The 19,442-nt window shown below is 49.0% G+C and carries 17 protein-coding genes; 12 read left to right on the plus strand and 5 right to left on the minus strand.

Features of this window, described 5'->3' with window-relative positions; genetic code table 11:
* The first annotated feature begins 3 nt into the window (after positions 1-3).
* The 12 genes from rplO (at position 4) to ACYVAM_RS13610 (ending at position 9,956) form a co-directional block, all read left to right on the plus strand.
* Positions 4-480, plus strand: coding sequence for a 50S ribosomal protein L15 (gene rplO / locus ACYVAM_RS13555; protein WP_461067785.1), 477 nt, complete (start codon positions 4-6; stop codon positions 478-480).
* Between the two features lie 32 nt (positions 481-512).
* Positions 513-1,832 carry a preprotein translocase subunit SecY gene (secY, locus tag ACYVAM_RS13560; RefSeq protein WP_460936763.1) on the plus strand — a complete coding sequence of 440 codons (1,320 nt, stop codon included), beginning with the start codon at positions 513-515 and terminating at the stop codon, positions 1,830-1,832.
* A 32-nt stretch (positions 1,833-1,864) separates the two neighbouring features.
* Positions 1,865-2,677 carry a type I methionyl aminopeptidase gene (gene map, locus ACYVAM_RS13565; RefSeq protein ID WP_461068321.1) on the plus strand — a complete coding sequence of 271 codons (813 nt, stop codon included), beginning with the start codon at positions 1,865-1,867 and terminating at the stop codon, positions 2,675-2,677.
* Between the two features lie 7 nt (positions 2,678-2,684).
* Positions 2,685-2,903, plus strand: coding sequence for a translation initiation factor IF-1 (infA, locus tag ACYVAM_RS13570; protein WP_009284801.1), 219 nt, complete (start codon positions 2,685-2,687; stop codon positions 2,901-2,903).
* A 65-nt stretch (positions 2,904-2,968) separates the two neighbouring features.
* On the plus strand, positions 2,969-3,085 hold the full coding sequence (gene rpmJ / locus ACYVAM_RS13575) for a 50S ribosomal protein L36 (RefSeq protein WP_046577847.1): 117 nt from the start codon (positions 2,969-2,971) through the stop codon (positions 3,083-3,085).
* 2 nt (positions 3,086-3,087) lie between these two features.
* On the plus strand, positions 3,088-3,465 hold the full coding sequence (gene rpsM / locus ACYVAM_RS13580; protein WP_046577849.1) for a 30S ribosomal protein S13: 378 nt from the start codon (positions 3,088-3,090) through the stop codon (positions 3,463-3,465).
* 106 nt (positions 3,466-3,571) lie between these two features.
* A complete protein-coding gene (gene rpsK / locus ACYVAM_RS13585; RefSeq protein WP_012930219.1) occupies positions 3,572-3,967 on the plus strand; it encodes a 30S ribosomal protein S11 in 396 nt (131 codons plus the stop codon).
* Between the two features lie 77 nt (positions 3,968-4,044).
* On the plus strand, positions 4,045-4,650 hold the full coding sequence (gene rpsD, locus ACYVAM_RS13590) for a 30S ribosomal protein S4 (RefSeq protein WP_461067787.1): 606 nt from the start codon (positions 4,045-4,047) through the stop codon (positions 4,648-4,650).
* A gap of 186 nt (positions 4,651-4,836) precedes the next feature.
* Positions 4,837-5,826 carry a DNA-directed RNA polymerase subunit alpha gene (locus ACYVAM_RS13595; RefSeq protein WP_046577854.1) on the plus strand — a complete coding sequence of 330 codons (990 nt, stop codon included), beginning with the start codon at positions 4,837-4,839 and terminating at the stop codon, positions 5,824-5,826.
* A 70-nt stretch (positions 5,827-5,896) separates the two neighbouring features.
* A complete protein-coding gene (gene rplQ, locus ACYVAM_RS13600) occupies positions 5,897-6,514 on the plus strand; it encodes a 50S ribosomal protein L17 (RefSeq protein ID WP_461067789.1) in 618 nt (205 codons plus the stop codon).
* 296 nt (positions 6,515-6,810) lie between these two features.
* Complete coding sequence (gene carA, locus ACYVAM_RS13605; protein WP_461067791.1) at positions 6,811-7,914, plus strand: glutamine-hydrolyzing carbamoyl-phosphate synthase small subunit; 1,104 nt, start codon at positions 6,811-6,813, stop codon at positions 7,912-7,914.
* A gap of 239 nt (positions 7,915-8,153) precedes the next feature.
* Positions 8,154-9,956 (plus strand): fasciclin domain-containing protein, encoded by a 1,803-nt coding sequence (locus tag ACYVAM_RS13610; protein WP_461067793.1) that lies wholly within the window; start codon positions 8,154-8,156, stop codon positions 9,954-9,956.
* Between the two features lie 55 nt (positions 9,957-10,011).
* Here ACYVAM_RS13610 and ACYVAM_RS13615 read toward each other — a convergent pair whose 3' ends face one another.
* The 5 genes from ACYVAM_RS13615 to ACYVAM_RS13635 all read right to left on the minus strand — a co-directional run bounded on the left by ACYVAM_RS13615 (position 10,012) and on the right by ACYVAM_RS13635 (position 19,403).
* A complete protein-coding gene (locus ACYVAM_RS13615; protein ID WP_461067795.1) occupies positions 10,012-10,863 on the minus strand; it encodes a DUF4249 domain-containing protein in 852 nt (283 codons plus the stop codon).
* A gap of 3 nt (positions 10,864-10,866) precedes the next feature.
* A complete protein-coding gene (locus tag ACYVAM_RS13620; RefSeq protein ID WP_461067797.1) occupies positions 10,867-13,542 on the minus strand; it encodes a TonB-dependent receptor in 2,676 nt (891 codons plus the stop codon).
* A gap of 12 nt (positions 13,543-13,554) precedes the next feature.
* Positions 13,555-14,559 (minus strand): FecR family protein, encoded by a 1,005-nt coding sequence (locus tag ACYVAM_RS13625; RefSeq protein WP_461067799.1) that lies wholly within the window; start codon positions 14,557-14,559, stop codon positions 13,555-13,557.
* Positions 14,560-14,672: 113 nt separating this feature from the next.
* Positions 14,673-15,317, minus strand: a complete 645-nt coding sequence (locus ACYVAM_RS13630; protein ID WP_461067801.1) for an RNA polymerase sigma factor — start codon at positions 15,315-15,317, stop codon at positions 14,673-14,675.
* Between the two features lie 102 nt (positions 15,318-15,419).
* Positions 15,420-19,403: an AAA domain-containing protein gene (locus tag ACYVAM_RS13635; protein ID WP_461067803.1), complete on the minus strand. Its 3,984-nt coding sequence runs from the start codon at positions 19,401-19,403 to the stop codon at positions 15,420-15,422.
* Positions 19,404-19,442: the final 39 nt, after the last annotated feature.

A 19,442-nucleotide genomic window follows, 5' to 3' on the forward strand; every position in this document is an offset into this window, starting at 1 on the left:
CAAATGAATTTAAGCAACCTTAGACCGGCAAAGGGTTCCGTTAGAGAGCGCAAGCGAGTCGGACGCGGACAAGGATCAGGCATGGGCGGTACGTCTACGCGTGGTCACAAAGGAGCGCAGTCACGCTCAGGTTATAGTCGTAAAACACACTTTGAAGGTGGTCAGATGCCTCTTCAACGTCGTGTACCTAAATTCGGCTTTAAAAATATTAACCGCGTCGAATACAAACCTCTTAACCTGGATTCGATTCAGGCCTTGGTCGATGAAACCAAAGCTACGGTAGTTGACATGGATTTTCTGCTCCAGCATGGTCTGGTGAGCAAAAAAGACCTTGTTAAAGTACTTAGCCGGGGAGAATTGACTGTAGCCGTTGAAATCCACGCTCATGCCTTTTCAAGCAGCGCTAAAGAAGCGATTGAGAAAGCTGGCGGTAAGGCTATCGTGCCTGACAAACATGCAAAAGAGGAAGCAGCTAACTAAGTTGTGAGCACCGTAACGGCCGACATACTTTTATGAATCGACTCATCACCACGTTTAAGAATATTTTTGCAATTGACGAGCTGCGGGGTCGTATCCTGAACACGTTGTTATTTATAACAGCGTTTCGTCTTGGTTCGGCTATTGTATTGCCTGGCGTTGATCCCAACAAACTAAACCTCAATCCGCAAGGATTACTTGGTTTGCTGGACACCTTTTTAGGTGGAGCGTTCAGTAAAGCGTCGATTTTCGCATTGGGAATCATGCCGTACATTTCGGCTTCGATTGCCATCCAATTGCTTACCCTGGCACTGCCTTACTTCCAGAAAATGCAGAAGGAAGGCGAATCAGGGCGTAAGCGATTGAATCAAATTACTCGGGTGCTTACGATTGGTGTAACGGCAGTACAGGCGATTACCTACATCCGTACGACGATTCCTCAGGAAGCGTTATTGATTGATCGGGGATTATTTACCATTTCTTCGTTGTTCATTCTGACAGCCGGTACCATTTTCTGTATGTGGCTTGGTGAGCGGATTACGGATAAAGGAATTGGCAATGGTATCTCCATGATCATCATGATCGGGATCGTATCGCGTCTACCAGGCGCTATTTATGGAGAAGCTCTTTCCCGTGGTACGGGCGGTAGCTTAATCTTCGTCCTGGAGCTAGTTGGTCTATTTTTCGTGATTATGGGTGCTGTTGTTTTGACACAAGCTGTCCGTCGCATCCCCATTCAATACGCAAAACAGGTTATTGGTAATAAAGTAGTTGGTGGTCAACGTCAGTATTTACCGCTTAAGTTGAATGCAGCCGGTGTCATGCCGATTATCTTCGCTCAGGCGCTGATGTTTATTCCAACCTACGTTGCAGGTCTATTTGCCGAGAAGAGTGACTTTGCCGCTAGCGTGCAAAACGCATTTCAAAGCTATACAACCTGGCAGTACAATCTGCTGTTTTCCTTACTGATCATCATCTTTACGTTTTTCTACACAGCTATCTCGGTTAACCCGGTTCAGATTGCTGACGACATGAAACGTAGTGGTGGCTTTATTCCGGGTGTTAAGCCAGGTTTTCAGACATCAGAATACATTGGAACTGTTCTTGACCGCATCACCTTACCTGGTGCTGTTATGCTGGCAATCGTGGCGATTTTACCTGCCATGGCTAATCTGCTGGGTATGACAAGTGGTTTTGCCCAGTTTTTCGGTGGTACATCGCTATTGATCATGGTCGGTGTTGTGCTTGATACACTGCAACAAGTTGAAAGCTATCTATTAATGCGTCGGTACGAAGGTTTGATGAAATCAGGCCGGGTACAGGGGCGTGCTAATAGCGAGACAGTAGCCGCTTAATTAACATGAGTAGTTCCGACAAAAAGGATAAGATGATTTTTTACCGAAGCGATGAAGAAATCGCTTTGATAAAGATCAGCGCACAGGTACTTGGGAAAGCCCACGCTGAAGTAGCCAAGCTTATCCGTCCTGGCATAGCCACAAAGGAACTTGATAAGGTTGCAGAAACGTTTATTAAAGATAACGGTGGCTCTCCATCATTCTTAGGGTATAACAAGTTTCCAGCTTCACTTTGTATCTCGGTTAACGATGTTGTGGTACACGGCTTTCCGAGCAAGTACGAACTCCGCGATGGAGATATCATCTCGATCGATTGCGGTGTTAAGCTAAATGGTTACCATAGCGATAGCGCTTACACCTATCCCGTTGGTGAGGTTAGTCCGGCTGTTCGTCGGTTGCTGACTCGCACTAAAGAGTCCCTTTATTTAGGGCTCGACAAAGCGGTTGAAGGCAATCGGGTAGGTGATATTGGTTACGCGATTCAAACGTACGCAGAGAAGTTCGGCTATTCCGTGGTCCGTGAGTTAGTGGGCCATGGCGTTGGCCAGGATCTGCACGAAGCGCCTGAGGTTCCTAATTTCGGGAAACGTGGACAAGGGCCTAAACTACGCGAAGGGATGATTCTGGCGATTGAGCCAATGATCAACTTCGGTAAGAAAGGGGTTGTTCAGGAACGTGATGGCTGGACGATCCGGACCATTGACCGGAAGCCTTCAGCCCACTTTGAACACACGGTGGCCGTGCGGAAAGGAAAAGCTGAAATTCTGACAACCTTTGAATACATAGAAGCAGTTACCGCCAATACAAGCCTGATGGTTGAAACCCAGGAACTAATAGCGGCTTAAAGCACAGATGGCAAAGCAGAATTCTATAGAACAGGATGGTGTGATTTTAGAGGCATTATCGAATGCAATGTTCCGGGTCGAACTGGCCAACAAGCACGAGGTAATTGCCCACATCTCTGGCAAAATGCGGATGAATTACATCAAGATTTTGCCGGGAGATCGCGTAAAGTTGGAAATGTCGCCTTACGATTTAAGTAAGGCGCGGATTGTGTATCGGTACAAGTAACAGTTTGAAGTTTATAGTTTGTAACGTCAAACATCGGACTTCAAACATCAAACTGAACTAAAATCATGAAAGTTAAAGCGTCAATCAAGAAGCGTAGTGAAGACTGCGTCGTGATCCGTCGGAAAGGAAAGCTGTACGTGATCAACAAAAAGAATCCCCGTTATAAACAAAGACAAGGCTAAGCATGGCACGTATTGCAGGTGTTGATATTCCAGACAAAAAGCGTGGCGAAATTGCGCTGACGTACATTTTCGGTATCGGCCGTAGCCGGGCCAAGAAAATTCTGACCGATGCTGGTATCAGCGTTGATAAGAAGGCCAGCGAATGGACGGATGACGAAGCGAGCGCTGTTCGTAACGCGATCTCGAACGAATACAAGGTTGAAGGTCAGTTGCGCTCAGAAGTGCAGTTGAGCATCAAACGGTTAATGGACATCGGTTGTTACCGGGGTCTGCGGCACCGCAAAGGTCTGCCGGTTCGTGGTCAGCATACGAAAAACAACTCCCGTACCCGGAAAGGTAAACGGAAGACAGTTGCTAATAAAAAGAAAGTAACGAAATAATTAATCGGTCGCTCATCGTCATACGACTCATTTGTGGTTATTCAACGAATCTCTTTGGATAACAAGTAATGAAAACCGATGACACATTGACGATTACCTACAAACAATGGCTCAAGCAAAACGCAAAGACAAAGCGAAAAAGCGGGTGGTAATTGTTGAACCCGTTGGTCAGGTACACATCCGGGCTACGTTCAACAACATCATCATTTCGATCACCAACATGAACGGCCAGGTTATCTCCTGGGCATCGGCCGGTAAAATGGGCTTCCGTGGCTCTAAGAAAAATACGCCGTATGCTGCTCAGACGGCCGCTTCTAACTGTGCTGCCGTTGCCCACGATCTGGGTATGCGCAAAGCAGAAGTATTCGTGAAAGGTCCAGGATCGGGTCGTGAATCGGCTATCCGTACCATTCAGAACTCGGGTATCGAAGTAACGACAATCCGTGATATTACCCCGCTGCCGCACAATGGATGCCGGCCGCCAAAACGTCGTCGCGTATAATACGGATGGCATGAATAAGGGCAGGCGACATTTGGTTGTGTCTGTCCATTGTTTCACATTTATTCATTCATTAAAGAATGGCACGTTACACAGGGCCTAAGGCCAAGATTTCGCGCAAGTTCGGAGAACCTATCATGGGCCCGAGCAAAGCGCTTCAGAAAAAAAATTACGGACCAGGTATGCACGGTCGGGGTCGTAAGCGGAAACAATCCGAATATGCACTCCAGTTGCTGGAAAAACAAAAGGTGAAATACACCTATGGTATTCTGGAACGTCAGTTCCGCGCCCTCTTCCACCGGGCACAAGTTCGGGAAGGAATTACGGGTGAAAACCTGCTCAAATTGTGCGAAGCCCGTTTAGATAACACCGTTTATCGCATGGGCATTGCTTCTTCTCGTCGGGCCGCCCGTCAGTTGGTTTCCCACAAGCATATCATTGTTGATGGCGAAGTCGTCAACATTCCTTCGTATTCCCTCAAACCAGGTCAACTGATCGGAGTTCGTGAGAAATCGAAGTCGTTGGAAGCGGTTGCCTCTAGCCTATCGGCTCGTAATACCAAACGGTATAACTGGGTTGAGTGGGATGGTCAGGAGTTGGTTGGTAAATTCATCAGCTACCCAGAGCGTGACCAGATTCCAGAGAACTTCAACGAGCAGGCAATCGTCGAATTGTATTCGAAATAAGTTTGGGTTGGCAACTACTCGTACGGGTTCTTGCCTTCTTTCTATAGTTTACGGTTTATGGGCGATTGGTTCTCGGTAAGAGGCTGGTCATTAACCCGCAGATTACTATCACCGAAGACCTGAAAACCGTAAACACTATTTCAGTCTTCACGCCAAGGCAGAGAACTGCTTTAAAATACGAAACGTATGTCAATTTTAGCGTTCCAAATGCCCGACAAAGTCGTAGTGGAGAAAGCTGACGACTTTCACGGGGTATTTGAATTCAAACCCCTTGAAAAAGGATACGGTGTAACAATCGGCAACGCGCTACGGCGTATTTTGCTGTCATCTTTGGAAGGATACGCTATCACCAGCGTAAAATTTCCTGGTGTGTTGCACGAGTTTTCATCAATCGAGGGCGTCGTTGAAGACGTGACAGAGATCATTCTGAACCTGAAAATGGTTCGCTTCAAGAAGATCAATGACATGGTCGACAACAAGATCACCGTCAATATTAAGAAACAATCGGTTCTCAAAGCCGGTGATATATCCAAATTCTCACCATCGTTTGAAGTGCTAAATCCAGAACTGGAAATTTGCCACATCGACGATACACGGGATCTGGAAATGGAAATTTTCGTGGAAAAAGGCCGGGGCTATGTACCAGCTGACGAACCACGAGCCAACGAGTTACCCTTCGGTCATATTCCAATCGATGCTATTTACACGCCAATTAAAAACGTGAAATATAGCGTTGAAAATACTCGGGTTGAGCAGAAAACCGACTATGAGCGGTTGCTGCTGGACATTGAGACGGATGGATCGATTCACCCTGAAGAAGCCCTGAAAGGTGCTGCTTATATTCTGATTCAGCACTTCATGCTGTTCTCAGATCAGACGATGACGTTTGAAACGGCGAAACCGGAAGAGGAAAATGTAGTTGATGAAGAAGTACTGCACATGCGGAAACTTCTGAAAACGTCGCTGGCTGATCTCGATCTGTCAGTACGGGCTTACAACTGCCTCAAATCGGCTGACGTTCGGACATTGGGGGATCTTGTTCGGTTAGAGATTTCCGACATGATGAAGTTCCGGAACTTCGGTAAAAAGTCGTTAACGGAGCTTGAGCAACTTGTTGCTGAGAAAAACCTGACGTTCGGTATGGACGTTGCAAAGTACAGATTAGACGAAGACTAAGCTAGTTTGTGATTTGTAGTTTGTAGTTCGTAGCTACAGACTACAAACTACAAACCACACACTTACTATAATGAGACACGGTAAAAAAAATAATCACCTAAGTCGGACACATTCGCACCGCGAAGCGATGTTGCAGAATATGGCGTCATCGCTCATCCTGCATAAGCGTATTGAAACTACGCTTGCTAAGGCGAAAGAACTCCGTAAATTCGTTGAACCTATCCTGACACGGGCCAAAGATGATACTTTCGTGAATCGTCGCGAAGTATTCCGGGCCCTGAACGACAAGGACACGATGAAAGAATTGTTCGGCATCGTGGCCGATAAGATCGCCAGCCGTCCGGGCGGTTACACACGGATCATCAAGCTGGGTAACCGCTTAGGTGATAATGCTGAAACCTGTTTAATCGAACTGGTTGACTTCAACGAGTTATTGTTAGCAGCTGCGTCTGAGAAAGCGGCTGCAACGACAACGAAAACCCGTCGTAGCCGACGTGGGACAGGCGCTCGTTCAACTGCCGAAGCGGCACCTGTTGCTGAAACAGCAGCTGTGGCCACGGCTGAAGAGCCTTCTGCTGAGGTTGTTGAAGATGAAGCGCCAGCCGCTCCAGTAGCTGAAGCGACTCCAACGGAAGAAGCCCCTGCTGCTCCAGCCGCTGAAGACGATTCGACCGAGCCTAAGGCGTAAGTCAGTCTGTGTTAAGTTGCGGAACAAGGCTGGTATGACTACTTTTGCAGAACTGACTGAAGGGAAAACCTACTGTCGACGAGTTTAAGGAGAATCTTACAGTCAATGTTTACAAGAAAGCGACCAGAAACGAGAAACCAACTTTGGATTACGACGCGAGTCGACTCGGAAAAGTTACCGAATCGTTTCACCGGTGGTAAACAAAAACCAAGTGACTTACACACAAATCATATAGAAATGGGTTAGCCGTTCGACGGTTAGCCCTTTTTTTTAGTCTTTCAAGCCAAAACGCATACATGAAACATACGCAACAACCTGAAGCCCTCCTGGTTTTACAAGATGGGACCGTTTATAAAGGTTTGGCACTCGGTAAGATAGGTACCGCCGGCGGTGAAATATGCTTCAATACGGGCATGACCGGTTACCAGGAAATCTATACCGACCCCTCATACTATGGCCAGGTCATCATTAACACAACATCTCATATTGGCAACTACGGCATTCTGAACAATGCCGAACAGGAATCGAATGGGGTGAAAATCCGGGCGATGGTCTGCAATTTCTTCTCGAACATTCACTCCCGCTATACCGCTGATGGTTCATTGCAGGATTATTTCGAGAAAGCAAACATCGTTGGTATTCATGGTGTAGATACCCGGCAACTTGTCCGCTACATTCGCTCGAAAGGGGTAATGAACTGCATTATCTCCTCCGAAATTCTTGATCCGGCTATTCTGCTTGCTGAATTGAACAAAGTACCGGATATGGATGGGCTCGAACTCTCTTCCGAAGTATGCACGAAGGAAGCCTATGAACAAGGTGATCCGGAGGCTGCCTTACGCGTAGCGGTGCTGGACTTAGGCGTCAAACGGAGCATTCTGAGCAATTTTAATCAACGTGGTGTATTCTGTAAGGTATTTCCTGCCCGGACGTCTCACGCTGAATTAGCAGCCTGGAAGCCAAATGGCTACTTTATTGCGAATGGCCCGGGCGATCCGGCAGCGATGCCCTATGCGGTTGAAACGGTCAAACAAGCGCTGGAAACTGAAAAACCATTGTTCGGAATTTGCCTTGGTCACCAAATCCTATCGTTGGCCAGTGGTATATCGACCTACAAAATGCATAACGGCCACCGCGGTTTAAATCACCCCGTTAAGAACCTGATCACCGGGCACTGCGAGGTCACCTCACAAAATCATGGTTTCGCTGTTAGCGCCGACGAAGTAATGGATCATGCTAACGTTGAATTGACGCACATAAACCTGAACGATAAAACGATTGAAGGCATTCGTCGGAAAGATAAGCCCGCCTTTTCGGTACAGTATCACCCCGAGTCCTCTCCTGGTCCGCACGATTCACATTACTTATTCGATCAGTTTATCAGCATGATGAAGGAGTAAGAAAATAGAGCTCCATCGGTATAAAGCCGCCTTGACTTGCGTCAAGGCGGCTTTGTTTTGTAAGACCCTGGCAGATAGTCCGATAGAATGTACTGTACAGTTTAAAGAAGCTTTTATAAATTTTCTCGAATTTTTTGTGAGATAATAAAGATCAGTGGCACTATCAGTTGAAACGCTTCTTCATTGACAAAGGACGAAGCGCAAACTACTTCTTCAACTAAAACCGTTCACCGATTTTTATGAAACGTGCCAAACTTCTCTCACAACGTATTGGGTTATTCTTCATCATTCTGCTCACAAGCATGGCCTGCGACCGGGCTATTCAGCCGCAGGATTCAGGACAAAAGTCCGGCGCCCGAATCCGCTTCAATCAAACGATTACAGAAGTCGTTGTCGGTTCACCTAACTTTTCCCTACTAAAAACTGCGGTAGTAAAAGCAGGGCTGGCAGATGCGCTGGCGTCGGGTAATTTAACGGTCTTTGCGCCGACCGATGCGGCTTTTCAGGCGGCTGGTTTTGCTAATGCAGACGCCATTAACAAGGCGGATGTAAATACACTCCGCAACATTCTTCTTTACCACGTCATTGGCACCGAACGCTTCTTCGAAGATAGAATCGCGGAGAATCTGACAGGCTACAAAACACTACAGGGGCAAGAAGTATTTGCGACCCGGCGGGGAGGCTTGTCGGTAAATGGCATTCCAGTTTCACAAGCTGATTTGGAAACAAATAATGGAGTTATTCATGTCATTAATAAGGTGCTGCTACCACCCGCCGGTAATACGGTCGAAGTGGCTGTTTCGAGCCCTAACCTTACTTATTTGGTGGCGGCTGTTCAACGGGCCAGCCAAGGAGAGATCAATATTCTACAGGCGTTGGCAACGGGTCAGCTTACCGTCTTTGCGCCAACCAATGCGGCTTTCATGGCCGCTGGCTTTCCAACGATAGAATCCATTAGAGCGGTTGACCCAAACATATTGGGCCGTATCCTCCGCTATCATGTAGTCAATGGCCGTTTCTTCTCCTCGCAGCTTAGTGAGGGAAGCCTTACTACCCTTCAGGGTAACGCACTGGCAACAACCAAAACGTCGACAACAGCAACAGTTAAAGGCTTGGGTAACAGTTCGACGGCGTCTATTATTCAGGCGGATATCGTTACCATCAACGGAGCGGTTCACGTAGTTGACCAGGTCTTACTACCCGATGGTGGTACTGTAACCACGTCAATTACCGATATTGTTGTCGCCAACCCTGCCTTCTCGCTATTAAAAGCTGCGGTAGTTAAGACAGGGCTTGCTAACGCATTGGCAACGGGAAACCTAACCGTCTTTGCGCCGACCGATGCGGCTTTTCAGGCGGCTGGCTTTGCCAATGCAGACGCGATCAACAGCGCCAATGTCGATGTGTTGCGTCAGATTCTGCTTTACCACGTTATTGGAAACCGCTTCCCGACTCAGAACCTCTCGAATAACGTCACGGGCTACAGAACGCTTCAGGGTGATGAAGTGCTGGTTGTAAAACGGCAAACCGTGTCGGTGAATGGCATCTTCGTTGAGCAGGCTAATGTACAGGCCACAAATGGCGTCATTCACGTTATAAACAAAGTATTGATGCCGCCTACCGGTAATCTGGCCGAGGTGGCTTCGGCCAATCCCAACCTGACCTATTTAGTGGCCGCTCTCCAGCGCGCCGGTCTGGTACAAACGATTGCTTCGGCAGGTGCCATAACCGTCTTTGCGCCGACCAATGCCGCATTCCAGGCAGCGGGTTTCCTAACAATCGAATCGATCCAGTCGGCAGACCCGGCTGTCCTGACACGCATCCTGACATACCATGTGGTGGCAGGACGTGAACTTTCATCAACGTTGCGTAGTGGTGAAGTTAATACGCTGCAAGGGCGAACCGTTCTGGTAGCTGTTGCACCCAATCAGGCTATAACTATTAAAGGAAACAGCAATGCCACTCCCTCGAACGTAACGGCTGGGGACATTGTCACCCGCAACGGTATTGTGCATGTAATTGATCAGGTCTTATTACCCTAGATGGAAAGCTCGGTGGTGCGAATAAGGGGCAGGTTTTACTTGCTCCTTATTTTTGTTACAGGGCGAGGTATGAAGCATTATAAGCGGCAAAAACCCCGAATCCACCATCGATATTGGAAAACAGAATTGTCGACTCAGAAAATGAAGTAGACGGCGTATTGATCTGATCGCGTAACGTCTCATGATACCGATAATAATTCAAATCCGTCGTGAACAGCCCAATTCGTGAGCGTGTCGTTTGAACGCGGGCATTTACCGGTACAATGAGCGTATGCGTGCCCGTAAGCGATCGTAGCGAAGGTCCGGCAGTGTTCTCCCGATCAACAAAAAAGGAGGGGTGACTAACGCGCGTTTCTACTAAGCCTCCCTGCGGGTCGAAAACCAGCTGACTCACCTCCCCATAGCCCCGGTAATAGTTGACGCCCCCCGGCGCATTCCAGAAAATAGTCGTTCGGTAAAGAATAGATTTGTTTGTGGCCGTTGTCGTCATTATGGAGTCTCGCTGAACCTGCTGAATAGACACGGCCTGAGGCACGGTAGCCTGTGCCGTTACCCGGATCCCTTCACCCAACTGGACCATAAGTGTATACGTTTGACCCGCCTTAATCGAAAACTTGTTTGATGGTTTCACCCGATAATAGGCCAGTGAATTGTCGTACGGTAGTGAAATCACGTTTTGTCCATCGCTAAGCGTAACGGTAGCCGTTTTGACCAGAAGTGACGGATCAGCCATGGCGCTTAGTTTAGGATTCGACAAGGCAACTCTCGCTGCCAGAATCGTATCCTGAGGAGAAATAAAGCAAATTACATAGGGCTTCGTCGTCAGCAGGTCGGAGTCGATCTGGTCCGTTGTTTTTAAACAACCGACCAGCAGTAGAGCCAATAGAATGACTACCCAGACCCGCATCACTTAAAAACGTAATGTGTAATTGATGGACGGCAGAAAGGTGAACAGCGAAACCCGCTTGAGCGTTGTCTGGTTTGCCTGATCGACGTGCAAATCATAATAGAATGGATTCCTGCGCCCGTAAACGTTCACGACCGTTGCTTCCAGCACATGCTTGAACCGGCGAGCAATAAACGTTTTCTGTAAACTAAGATCAAGCCGATGAAACGGTTCGGCCCGAAAACCGTTATATGATCGCCGAACCTGCACTAAAGGGCCTTCGGTACCAAAAAGCTGATCAGCGGGCGTAACCGCATTGTCGGCTTTACCTAACCCCAGATGCCCAAAACTAGGTACGCCCGATACCGGCAGCGACTGCGGATTTCCCGAGCTATAGGACCAGGACGCCGAGAGTTTGAACGTTGGTGTAAAATCATACGCGCCTACCCACGATAGCGTATGCCGACGATCATGAGCCGGGTAGAACGGTTGCCCATTGTTCAGATCATCAAAAAACCAGCGGGTCAATGCCCAGGTGTACCCTACCCAACCCGACAATCGGCCTGTTTTTCGCTGGAGCATGATTTCAGCCCCATACGCGTTGCCATAGCCGCTGGTTACGTTTTTCTCCCATTGAATGCCTTCCGCTCGTTGCGCATTGGTAATCCCGATAAAATCGGCATTCTGATGATAGCCGATTATATGCCGCATCCATTTCTGGTAGACCTCAACGGTCAGCTGCCACTTAGGCATCAGCTCATGCACCACACCCAGCACTACCTGTTGCGACTGCTGGGGTTTCACCTGCGCCGTTGCTGGCACCCAAAGATCGGTCGGCAGGCCTTCGCCCGTGTTGGTGAGTTGATGAATAAACTGATTCATGAATGAAAAAGACCCACGCAAGGCGGTACGAGTGCCCAATTTGGCCGAAAGCGACAGGCGAGGCTCTAGGCGGGTATAAGCTTTGGCCTGAATCTGGTAAAGGGTAGCCCGAGCGCCAATAAGTGCTTTTAACCGGGAGCTAATTTCCCAGTTATCTTCGGCATATACCGATGTTTCGGTAGAGCGGTTGGATTCGTGGTGAGCCCGGTGAAGTTGATCAGCCGAGTTGATAACTTCGTACCCGTTTAGCCGGAACGACCGTTGTGTGGTCGTCAATCCCGCATGAAGCTGATGGGTGAGGGTCGGAAAGTAATCGAGATCATACTTAAGGGTATAATCGGTTACCCCGTCGAAATACCGCCACGTATTCTGACTAACGGCTGGGTCTGACGGGTCAATGGGAATATAGTTCGTGTGTGTGGTGAAATCGTAGTTGCTGTAAATAAGCGACAGGTTGGAGAAAAGTCGTTCACTAAACAAGTGATTCCAGCGCAGTGTGCCGGTTGCATTTCCCCAGCGCACGACGTTTTCCCACCGCCGGCTCCGGTCCAGGCTATCGCCCCCACCGAAAAAGTCACGACCAAAATAGCCACTGAGATAAAGCTGATTTCGACGATTCAGCTCAATATTGACTTTGGCGTTCACGTCATAAAAATTCGCCTTCCAATTTGTTCCGGTGTAGTTATCCACTAAGTCAGCGACGAAGCCCCCTAGCAGTGAGCTAAAGTTGGTATGCCGGGCCGTGAGAAGAAACGACGCTTTATTGCGAATAATCGGCCCTTCCAGCATCAGTCGGGAAGTAATCAGACCCGTTCCCACTTCGCCATGAAGGCTTTCTTTATTGCCCTCGCGCATATTCATCTCTACCACCGACGACAATCGACCACCATACCGCGCCGAAAAGCCCCCTTTCTGTAGCCGCACACTCTTGAGCGCATCAGCGTTGAAGACCGACACAAACCCGAATAAATGGTTGGCATTATAAACGGGAGCTTCGTCCAGAATAAGCAGATTCTGATCGGCCCCTCCCCCACGCACATGCAGCCCAACTTGGCCGTCGAGTCCTTTTTGAATTCCGGGCAGAAACTGAAGCGTTTTCAAGACATCTTTTTCGCCCGCTGCCGTCGGCATATTCTGAACCAATGGAATCGGTATTATATGCTGGCTCATTTGCGGATTCAACCCGGCGCGTTCGGTGGCATCGGAAGTCAGTACTACCTCATCGAGTAAATCGTTGGGCGTCAATTCAACCGTAAGCGACACTGACTGATCTAACCGAATCCGCCGATAGGCCCGCTGGTAACCAACCAGAGAGATAATTAAATCAACCTCATCGGTTTCGGGGAGGGACAAGGCGTAGAACCCGTAATTGTTCGTCATCGTACCCGACTTTCCGGCCACAAAAACCGTTGCTCCCACCAGTTGTTCACCACTGTTGCGCTCTTTAACGAACCCACTGATCGTAAACCGTCGGATCACGGTGGGTTGAGTGGGCAAGGGATCTACTTTTTCAGTTATCGGTTCGATAACGTAGCAGTCACTGACCTTCCGAAAGGCCAACTGAGTGCCACTTAAAAGCTGTGTCAGCAACAGTTCCGTGTCTGCTTTCCAATCAGGTTTACCCGTTATAAGCTGACCATTAATCAGCTTCGGGTCATATAGAAAATAGGTGCCTCGTTTTTGATTAAGTTTCTTTAAGCCCTCCCTCAGGGGCATAGGAGTCTGCCCGAGGGCCACGGGGCCAACGGCAAATAAACTACCCGTAAGGCAGGCAATCGCCAATGTCCGCCTGATCAGAACGGACAACATATACTGCATAGGTAACGGCAATTACTGTTTACTAAGCACAAACATGTTCTTCGTTTTACGAACCTTGAGTTGCGTCAGAGCGGCAACGGCATCGAGCACCGTTTCCGGCTTATTCATGGGCAGGATACCCGTAACGGTTCGTTCGTCGAGGTCGGCTCCGTCAATTTGCACCCTAACCCCAAACTGGTCTTCGATCCGGTGAATTACTTCGACCAGGCTGGTATTATCGAACACCAGTTGGTTACGAAGCCAGGCATTGTACTGATCGGCCCGTACATTTCGCTGACGGATTCGTTGGGTGCTATCATCCAGTTCAACCAGTTGGCCGGGTTGCATTACTACCGCCGGGCGATTGTTATGGAAACTAAGCTGTATCCGGCCAGCATTCAGCACAACGCGGTGAAGTGTCGGGCGGTTTGACAGCGTAAACTCGGTGCCCAGGACTTGCACATCGAAAGCATCGTCAGTTAAGACCTTGAATGGCGTGTGCTGAAGCAGATGCCGAACCGAAAAATACCCTTCTCCTTTAAACTCAACCACCCGTTCATCACCCGAAAATCCATTCCGTTTGTGGCGCAAGCTAGAGTGGCTGTTGAGTGTAACGGTGGATCCATCGGGCAGAGAAATCGTGCGCTGTTGGTTATAGCCAGTTTCGTAATTAACATATTGATTATTCCAATACCAGTATCCAGCCCAAGCCAATCCTAAAAACAGAACTACGGAAGCCGCTACAGCCCACCATTGAAAGCCGCGAGCTCGTTGTACAGGCATAGGGACAACAGGAACTGCCTGGCCGCGCCCATGAATCATAGCGTCTAACTCGGCAAATGATTTGTCCAGACGCGGTTTCTGGCCGTTCAGTAGGATACACACTTTTTCTGCCTCCCGAAAAGCAGAAAGGTTAGGCGGCTTTTTCAATTGCCAGCTTTCCCAAAATACGACGGCTGCCGAATCACTTCCCTGGCAATAGGCCAGGAACTGATCGTTCATCAGGAAATCGTCAACCGTGTAATGCTCGTAATCCATTCGTTAACAGCGCAATGAATCCTAATGGTTAACTAAAAACTGTTGTTGATGAAGTGTGCTACTTCATAGTGTCGCACCTGGCCTTAACCTCACAAAGAATTTACCATTAAATTTTAGCTGTTGGCTAATGACTCAGCCTGAAAAAGTAACGGAAACAGCAGCGGCCATACAGTGAGCAGGTTGTAATAATCCTCCTGCCCCAATATCTGGCGAAGTGTTTTCAAGGCTGATGAGATCGTATTGTACACCGTGTTGATGTTCATCCCTGTTTCCTGACTGATGGCCTCATTGGATAAGTTGCGAAAAAATCGCATTTCAATCAGTTCCTTTTGGCGGGGCGTCAGTTGGGCAAGGGCCTCCTGCAAGCGCTGCCGAATACGTTCCTCCTGCTGGGCTTCAACGATAACCTCCTCGTACGAACGCTGGCTAAGGATTTCGCTATCCGTCAACTCAACAAACCGATTTCCATGTTCATATTCACGAAGGAGTTTCCGGCGGAGGTAGGTAATCAGATAGGAACGTACGTTATCAACAACGGGCAAGCCTTTACCACGTTCCCAGATTTCGAGGAATACCTGATTGACCGCATCTTTCGTAGCCACACTATCGTGACCGAAAAACAGACCGAAGTTGAGCAGATCGGTGTACATCTGCTGATAGAGCTCCGTCAGGCTTTGATAGTCCTGTTGGCGAATGCTTGCCCATAGAACCTGTAGCTTTTCTGGCGAATTGGTGGCCTGTATCGTTGATGATACCATACGCGTTTGGATTGATAGCCGCTACAAAATGACGTGAAGGCGTGCACAATATTAACCTAAAAGGCTGGCATTGAGCATCTGTCAACCAATATTTTGCCTGTATCACTGTTGTGTCCGCCAGAATTCCCGGCTCCAGACCCGGGCAAATGGCCACTTGCGGGCCTGGAGCGCACAGGGTAGATACGCATGTGCCTGCTTGATCGTCTGCTGATAATAAGCATCATCGTCGGTCAGGATGAGTGACTGGTAGGTAGCATCCTCCGCTTTCACAGTTAGATCGGCAAAGGGAAGTTCGGGTTGCCAGTTAGGTTGCTGTCTAGCCAGTTTATCTTTTAGCAACTTGCCCGCTGGGACAGCCTGCTGTGGGTTGGGCATCGGCCGAAAGCGCTCCTGCGCCACATCCAGTGCGTAGGACAAATACGCTTTCAGTAAGCGCGGGCCTTCGTTGGCGGTATCGGCAACGGTGAGTTGTTCAGGCCACAAACTTGTAACGACATAGATCCGCTCCCGCGCTCTGGTCACGGCGACGTTAAGCCGGTTTTCGCCCCCCTTGGTGTTCAGACTGCCGAATTGCATAGACAAACGGCCGCGCTCATCCGGCGCGTAGCCAACTGAAAAGATAATGATATCGCGCTCGTCTCCCTGCACATTCTCAATGTTTTTGACAAATAGCTGTAACGTAGCCGTGGCGTCCACCTGGGTCGTCAGTAAACCATCCACATTACTTTCCAGCATATCCTGAATCAGCTGTTGTTGCGGAAAGTTGAACGTCACGATACCTACCGAACGGCCGGGCATCTCGGTTACGATCTGATCAAGAAGTTGTATGACGGCTGTCGCTTCCGCAGGATTTGTATTCTGTTGCCAGATTCCTTTCACATTCATGTACCGAATGGCGGGTTCGCGTCGATTGATGTCGTCGAAATGCGGCAGGAGCAATAACTTGTTTTGGTAGAAATGCTTGTTTGAAAAGGTGATCAAATCGAGCGAACGACTACGGTAATGCTCGGTGAGCGACATTTGTGGTAGTTCCTGAGCGGCCAGTTCGAGCAGGGATTCAACTTCGAGAGCGGCTGGCGTTTCGTCGTCCGGTTCAGCATCGTCTAATTGTGTTCGATACAGATCACTTGGCCGCAGTTGCTGGCTGTCGCCCGTAATGACCACTTGTTTCCCGCGAGCCATGGCAGGCACGCCATTTTCGGCGAAACATTGAGAGGCTTCATCAAAAATGACCAGGTCGAATAAGCCTTCCCGTAAGGGGAACATTGCCGATACGGACTCAGGCGAGGCTAACCAGCAGGGAACGAGCTTGAAAACTTCATCAGAAAACGATTCCATCAGTTTTCGAACAGGCCAGACGTTTCGTTTTTTGGTCACCTGGTGCAGCAAATCCCGGTAGGTAATCACATTGTTTAGCCGGTTGAACGTTAAATTACGATACGTTTGTTCTCGTAATTTAACCAGCAGAATATCCCGGCTCAGGGCTTGTTTACGCTGAATACTTTCCTGCAACGTTTGCTCCAGCTGACTCATTTTGAGCGATGACACACTGCGAAGCTCGGGGTATTGCTGCTCAATATGCTCAAGCCAGGCAGCTCGAAGGCTGTTTTGGAAGGTCTTCACCCAGACTGCTGTGTCCAGACCAGCCAATCGGTTGATGACAAGCTGTTCAACCTCCGAAAAGCCTTGCTGAAGGCGATCTGCCTCGACCAGTAAATCGAAATCATTTCGGAGGGTTTGGCGAAGCTGAGCACCATAAGCCGGGTCGGCCCATCCCTTTGCTAGTTGTTCCGGTGTTAAATACGTAAGTGATTCAGCCTGTTGCTGTGTAACGTTCATCGCCAATTTCGTAATCCTCTTTATCAGATCAGCAAAGGCAGAATAAGAATGCCAGGATGAAATGGGCAAACAGCGGAGCACATCAAGTGCTGCCAGGCGCTCGGTCAGGTGTTGTGCACGGCGCAAAACCCGCAGACTTTCGGGCAAGGCGAGCAATGGAAATCCCACTAGTAACGGAGCTACTTCATGCCGGATAGCTTCCAGCCGGATTCGCTGATTAACCTTCGTGGTCAGCGTTTGTAAATCGGGTTCGGACAAACTCAATTTATTGGCTGTAGCGACCGCTTGTAACTGCGTTTTCCCCCCGTTCGTCAGTTGCCACCAGTTCCAGCTTACCCACGACGAACGGGCAGTTAGGGCATCGGTCAATAGATCGCGGAAGCCGCGCAGATCAGTGGTTACCAGCGACGACTCCGGGCCAGGTGCGGCCAGTGCCTCCTCCCAACGATCAGCCAATTCGTCCAGACGAGTTTCCCTGATCGTTAAGGCTGGATGCGTGGTCTCGCTGCGTAAATGAGTGACAATCTCCCAGAGAGTCGGAGCATCGGGTACGTCGAGGAAGGCTAGCAGAGCGTTCAGATCCCAATCATGCGCCTGCCAGGTCAGTAATTCATCGAGCGAAAGAGAACGGCCGATCAGAGCCGCCGATTGCTCTGTAACGCTCTGACGAAGTTGATTCCAGGCGTGAATTGTTTGATCAGCGTTGCGCAAATCAGTATTCGTAAACGAGGAAAAACTAACTCGGTCGGCCCACACGGACGCAGAACCCAGCGCTTGTTGATAAGCAACGAAGCTGGTTACCCGTTGGATGAAGTTATCCACATGATCCAAAGGAAACTGTTGATAAACATCATCAAAAACAATCGATGGCTCCTCATTTTCCAAAGGTGTTATTGTCAGATAGAGCTCTTTGGCTGAAACACCACTCGCTGCTGTATCAAACAACGCATTTTTAAAAAGTTGTAAAGCGCCAACCGTCTCATCGATCCGGCGGCTTTCTATATCGAAATCCCGTTCGAGCAAGACGGTGTTCAGGCTGTTATTTTGCTGCTTATAGGCGTCAACCTGTTCGATCTGGGCCGCAATCTGAGCGTACAAGGCCCGACGGTCATTCTGAAAATCGTGAATGAGAGCCAGAAATGGGCCCATGCCCACTTCTTCCAGCCGATGCTGCACAACATCCAGCGCAGCGCGTTTCTGACATACGAGTAAAACCCGCTTTCCCGACGCAGCTGCATCGGCCATCAGGTTGGCAATCAATTGCGATTTCCCGGTTCCCGGCGGCCCCTGCACCACCAGCGACTGCCCTGCTCTTACCGCCCGCACAGCCGCTTCCTGCGACGCATCCATGGGCAAGGGTGTATGGAGGTGTCTTTCAGGGAGTGAAGCCGTTGGAACCCGATCTGAATCTTCAGACAATAAAGTACTTCCCAGCCCCATATTGAGCTGTTCATCGGTTGATTCTTCGCTCCTGGCAATCAACGTATCATAATCTGGCACCAGGAACGAACCGGCTTGCGGGAAAACCCCTAATACGGCTTCCGGGTACAGTTTTAACTCGCCAGTTCGTTCGAGTTGAGCGAGATCCCTGGCAGGCTGCTTATTGAAAAACTGAAGCGTGTCCGTAAATAGATCCTGATTGAAGTTAATCTCAAGCTGACTTTCCTTGAGCCATTCATAAAGTTGTGTCCGGAACACAAGCGGGTCACGGTCAAACTCATCGACTGTTTTTTCAACTAGCTCCTCCGACAATTTTACCTGGTTAAATTGCTGGTAGGCTAACACAAAGGCTGGGTTCAGAAAAGCCAACTCATCGCCCCGGCGAACCAGCTTCCAAAACTTCCCCTGTTGCTCGATCTGCACAGGAAAAAACAGAAGCGGGCCATGAACAACCGACTCATCCAAAAACTTGCCTTTCACAAACGGCCAGCCAACGTATAGGTCTTCCGTACCCCGTTCCTCTTCAATAAAGCGGGCCGCTCGGTCAATGCGCCGAAGTTTACGACTCACTTCGTTACTTCGCTCCTGCCGGGGATCGAGCACGTCACAAAGCGACACCGCCGATTTACGGCCAACTAAATCGGCAATGATGCTGAAAGACGGTTTATTGAGCAGAAAATCCGTTTCGTGTAAATCCAGGAATTGACCGGCGGGCAGGGTAGTTAGTAACAGAGAACGATTACGACTGCTGAGGTTCGTTAAGCGTCGGCGAAAGGTTTTTAATACGGCAGTAGGCGCAAACGTCATCTGATAAGCGAAGTGTCTTTCTCAAAACTAACGTTTATC

It is taken from the genome of Spirosoma horti, assembly GCF_054776595.1.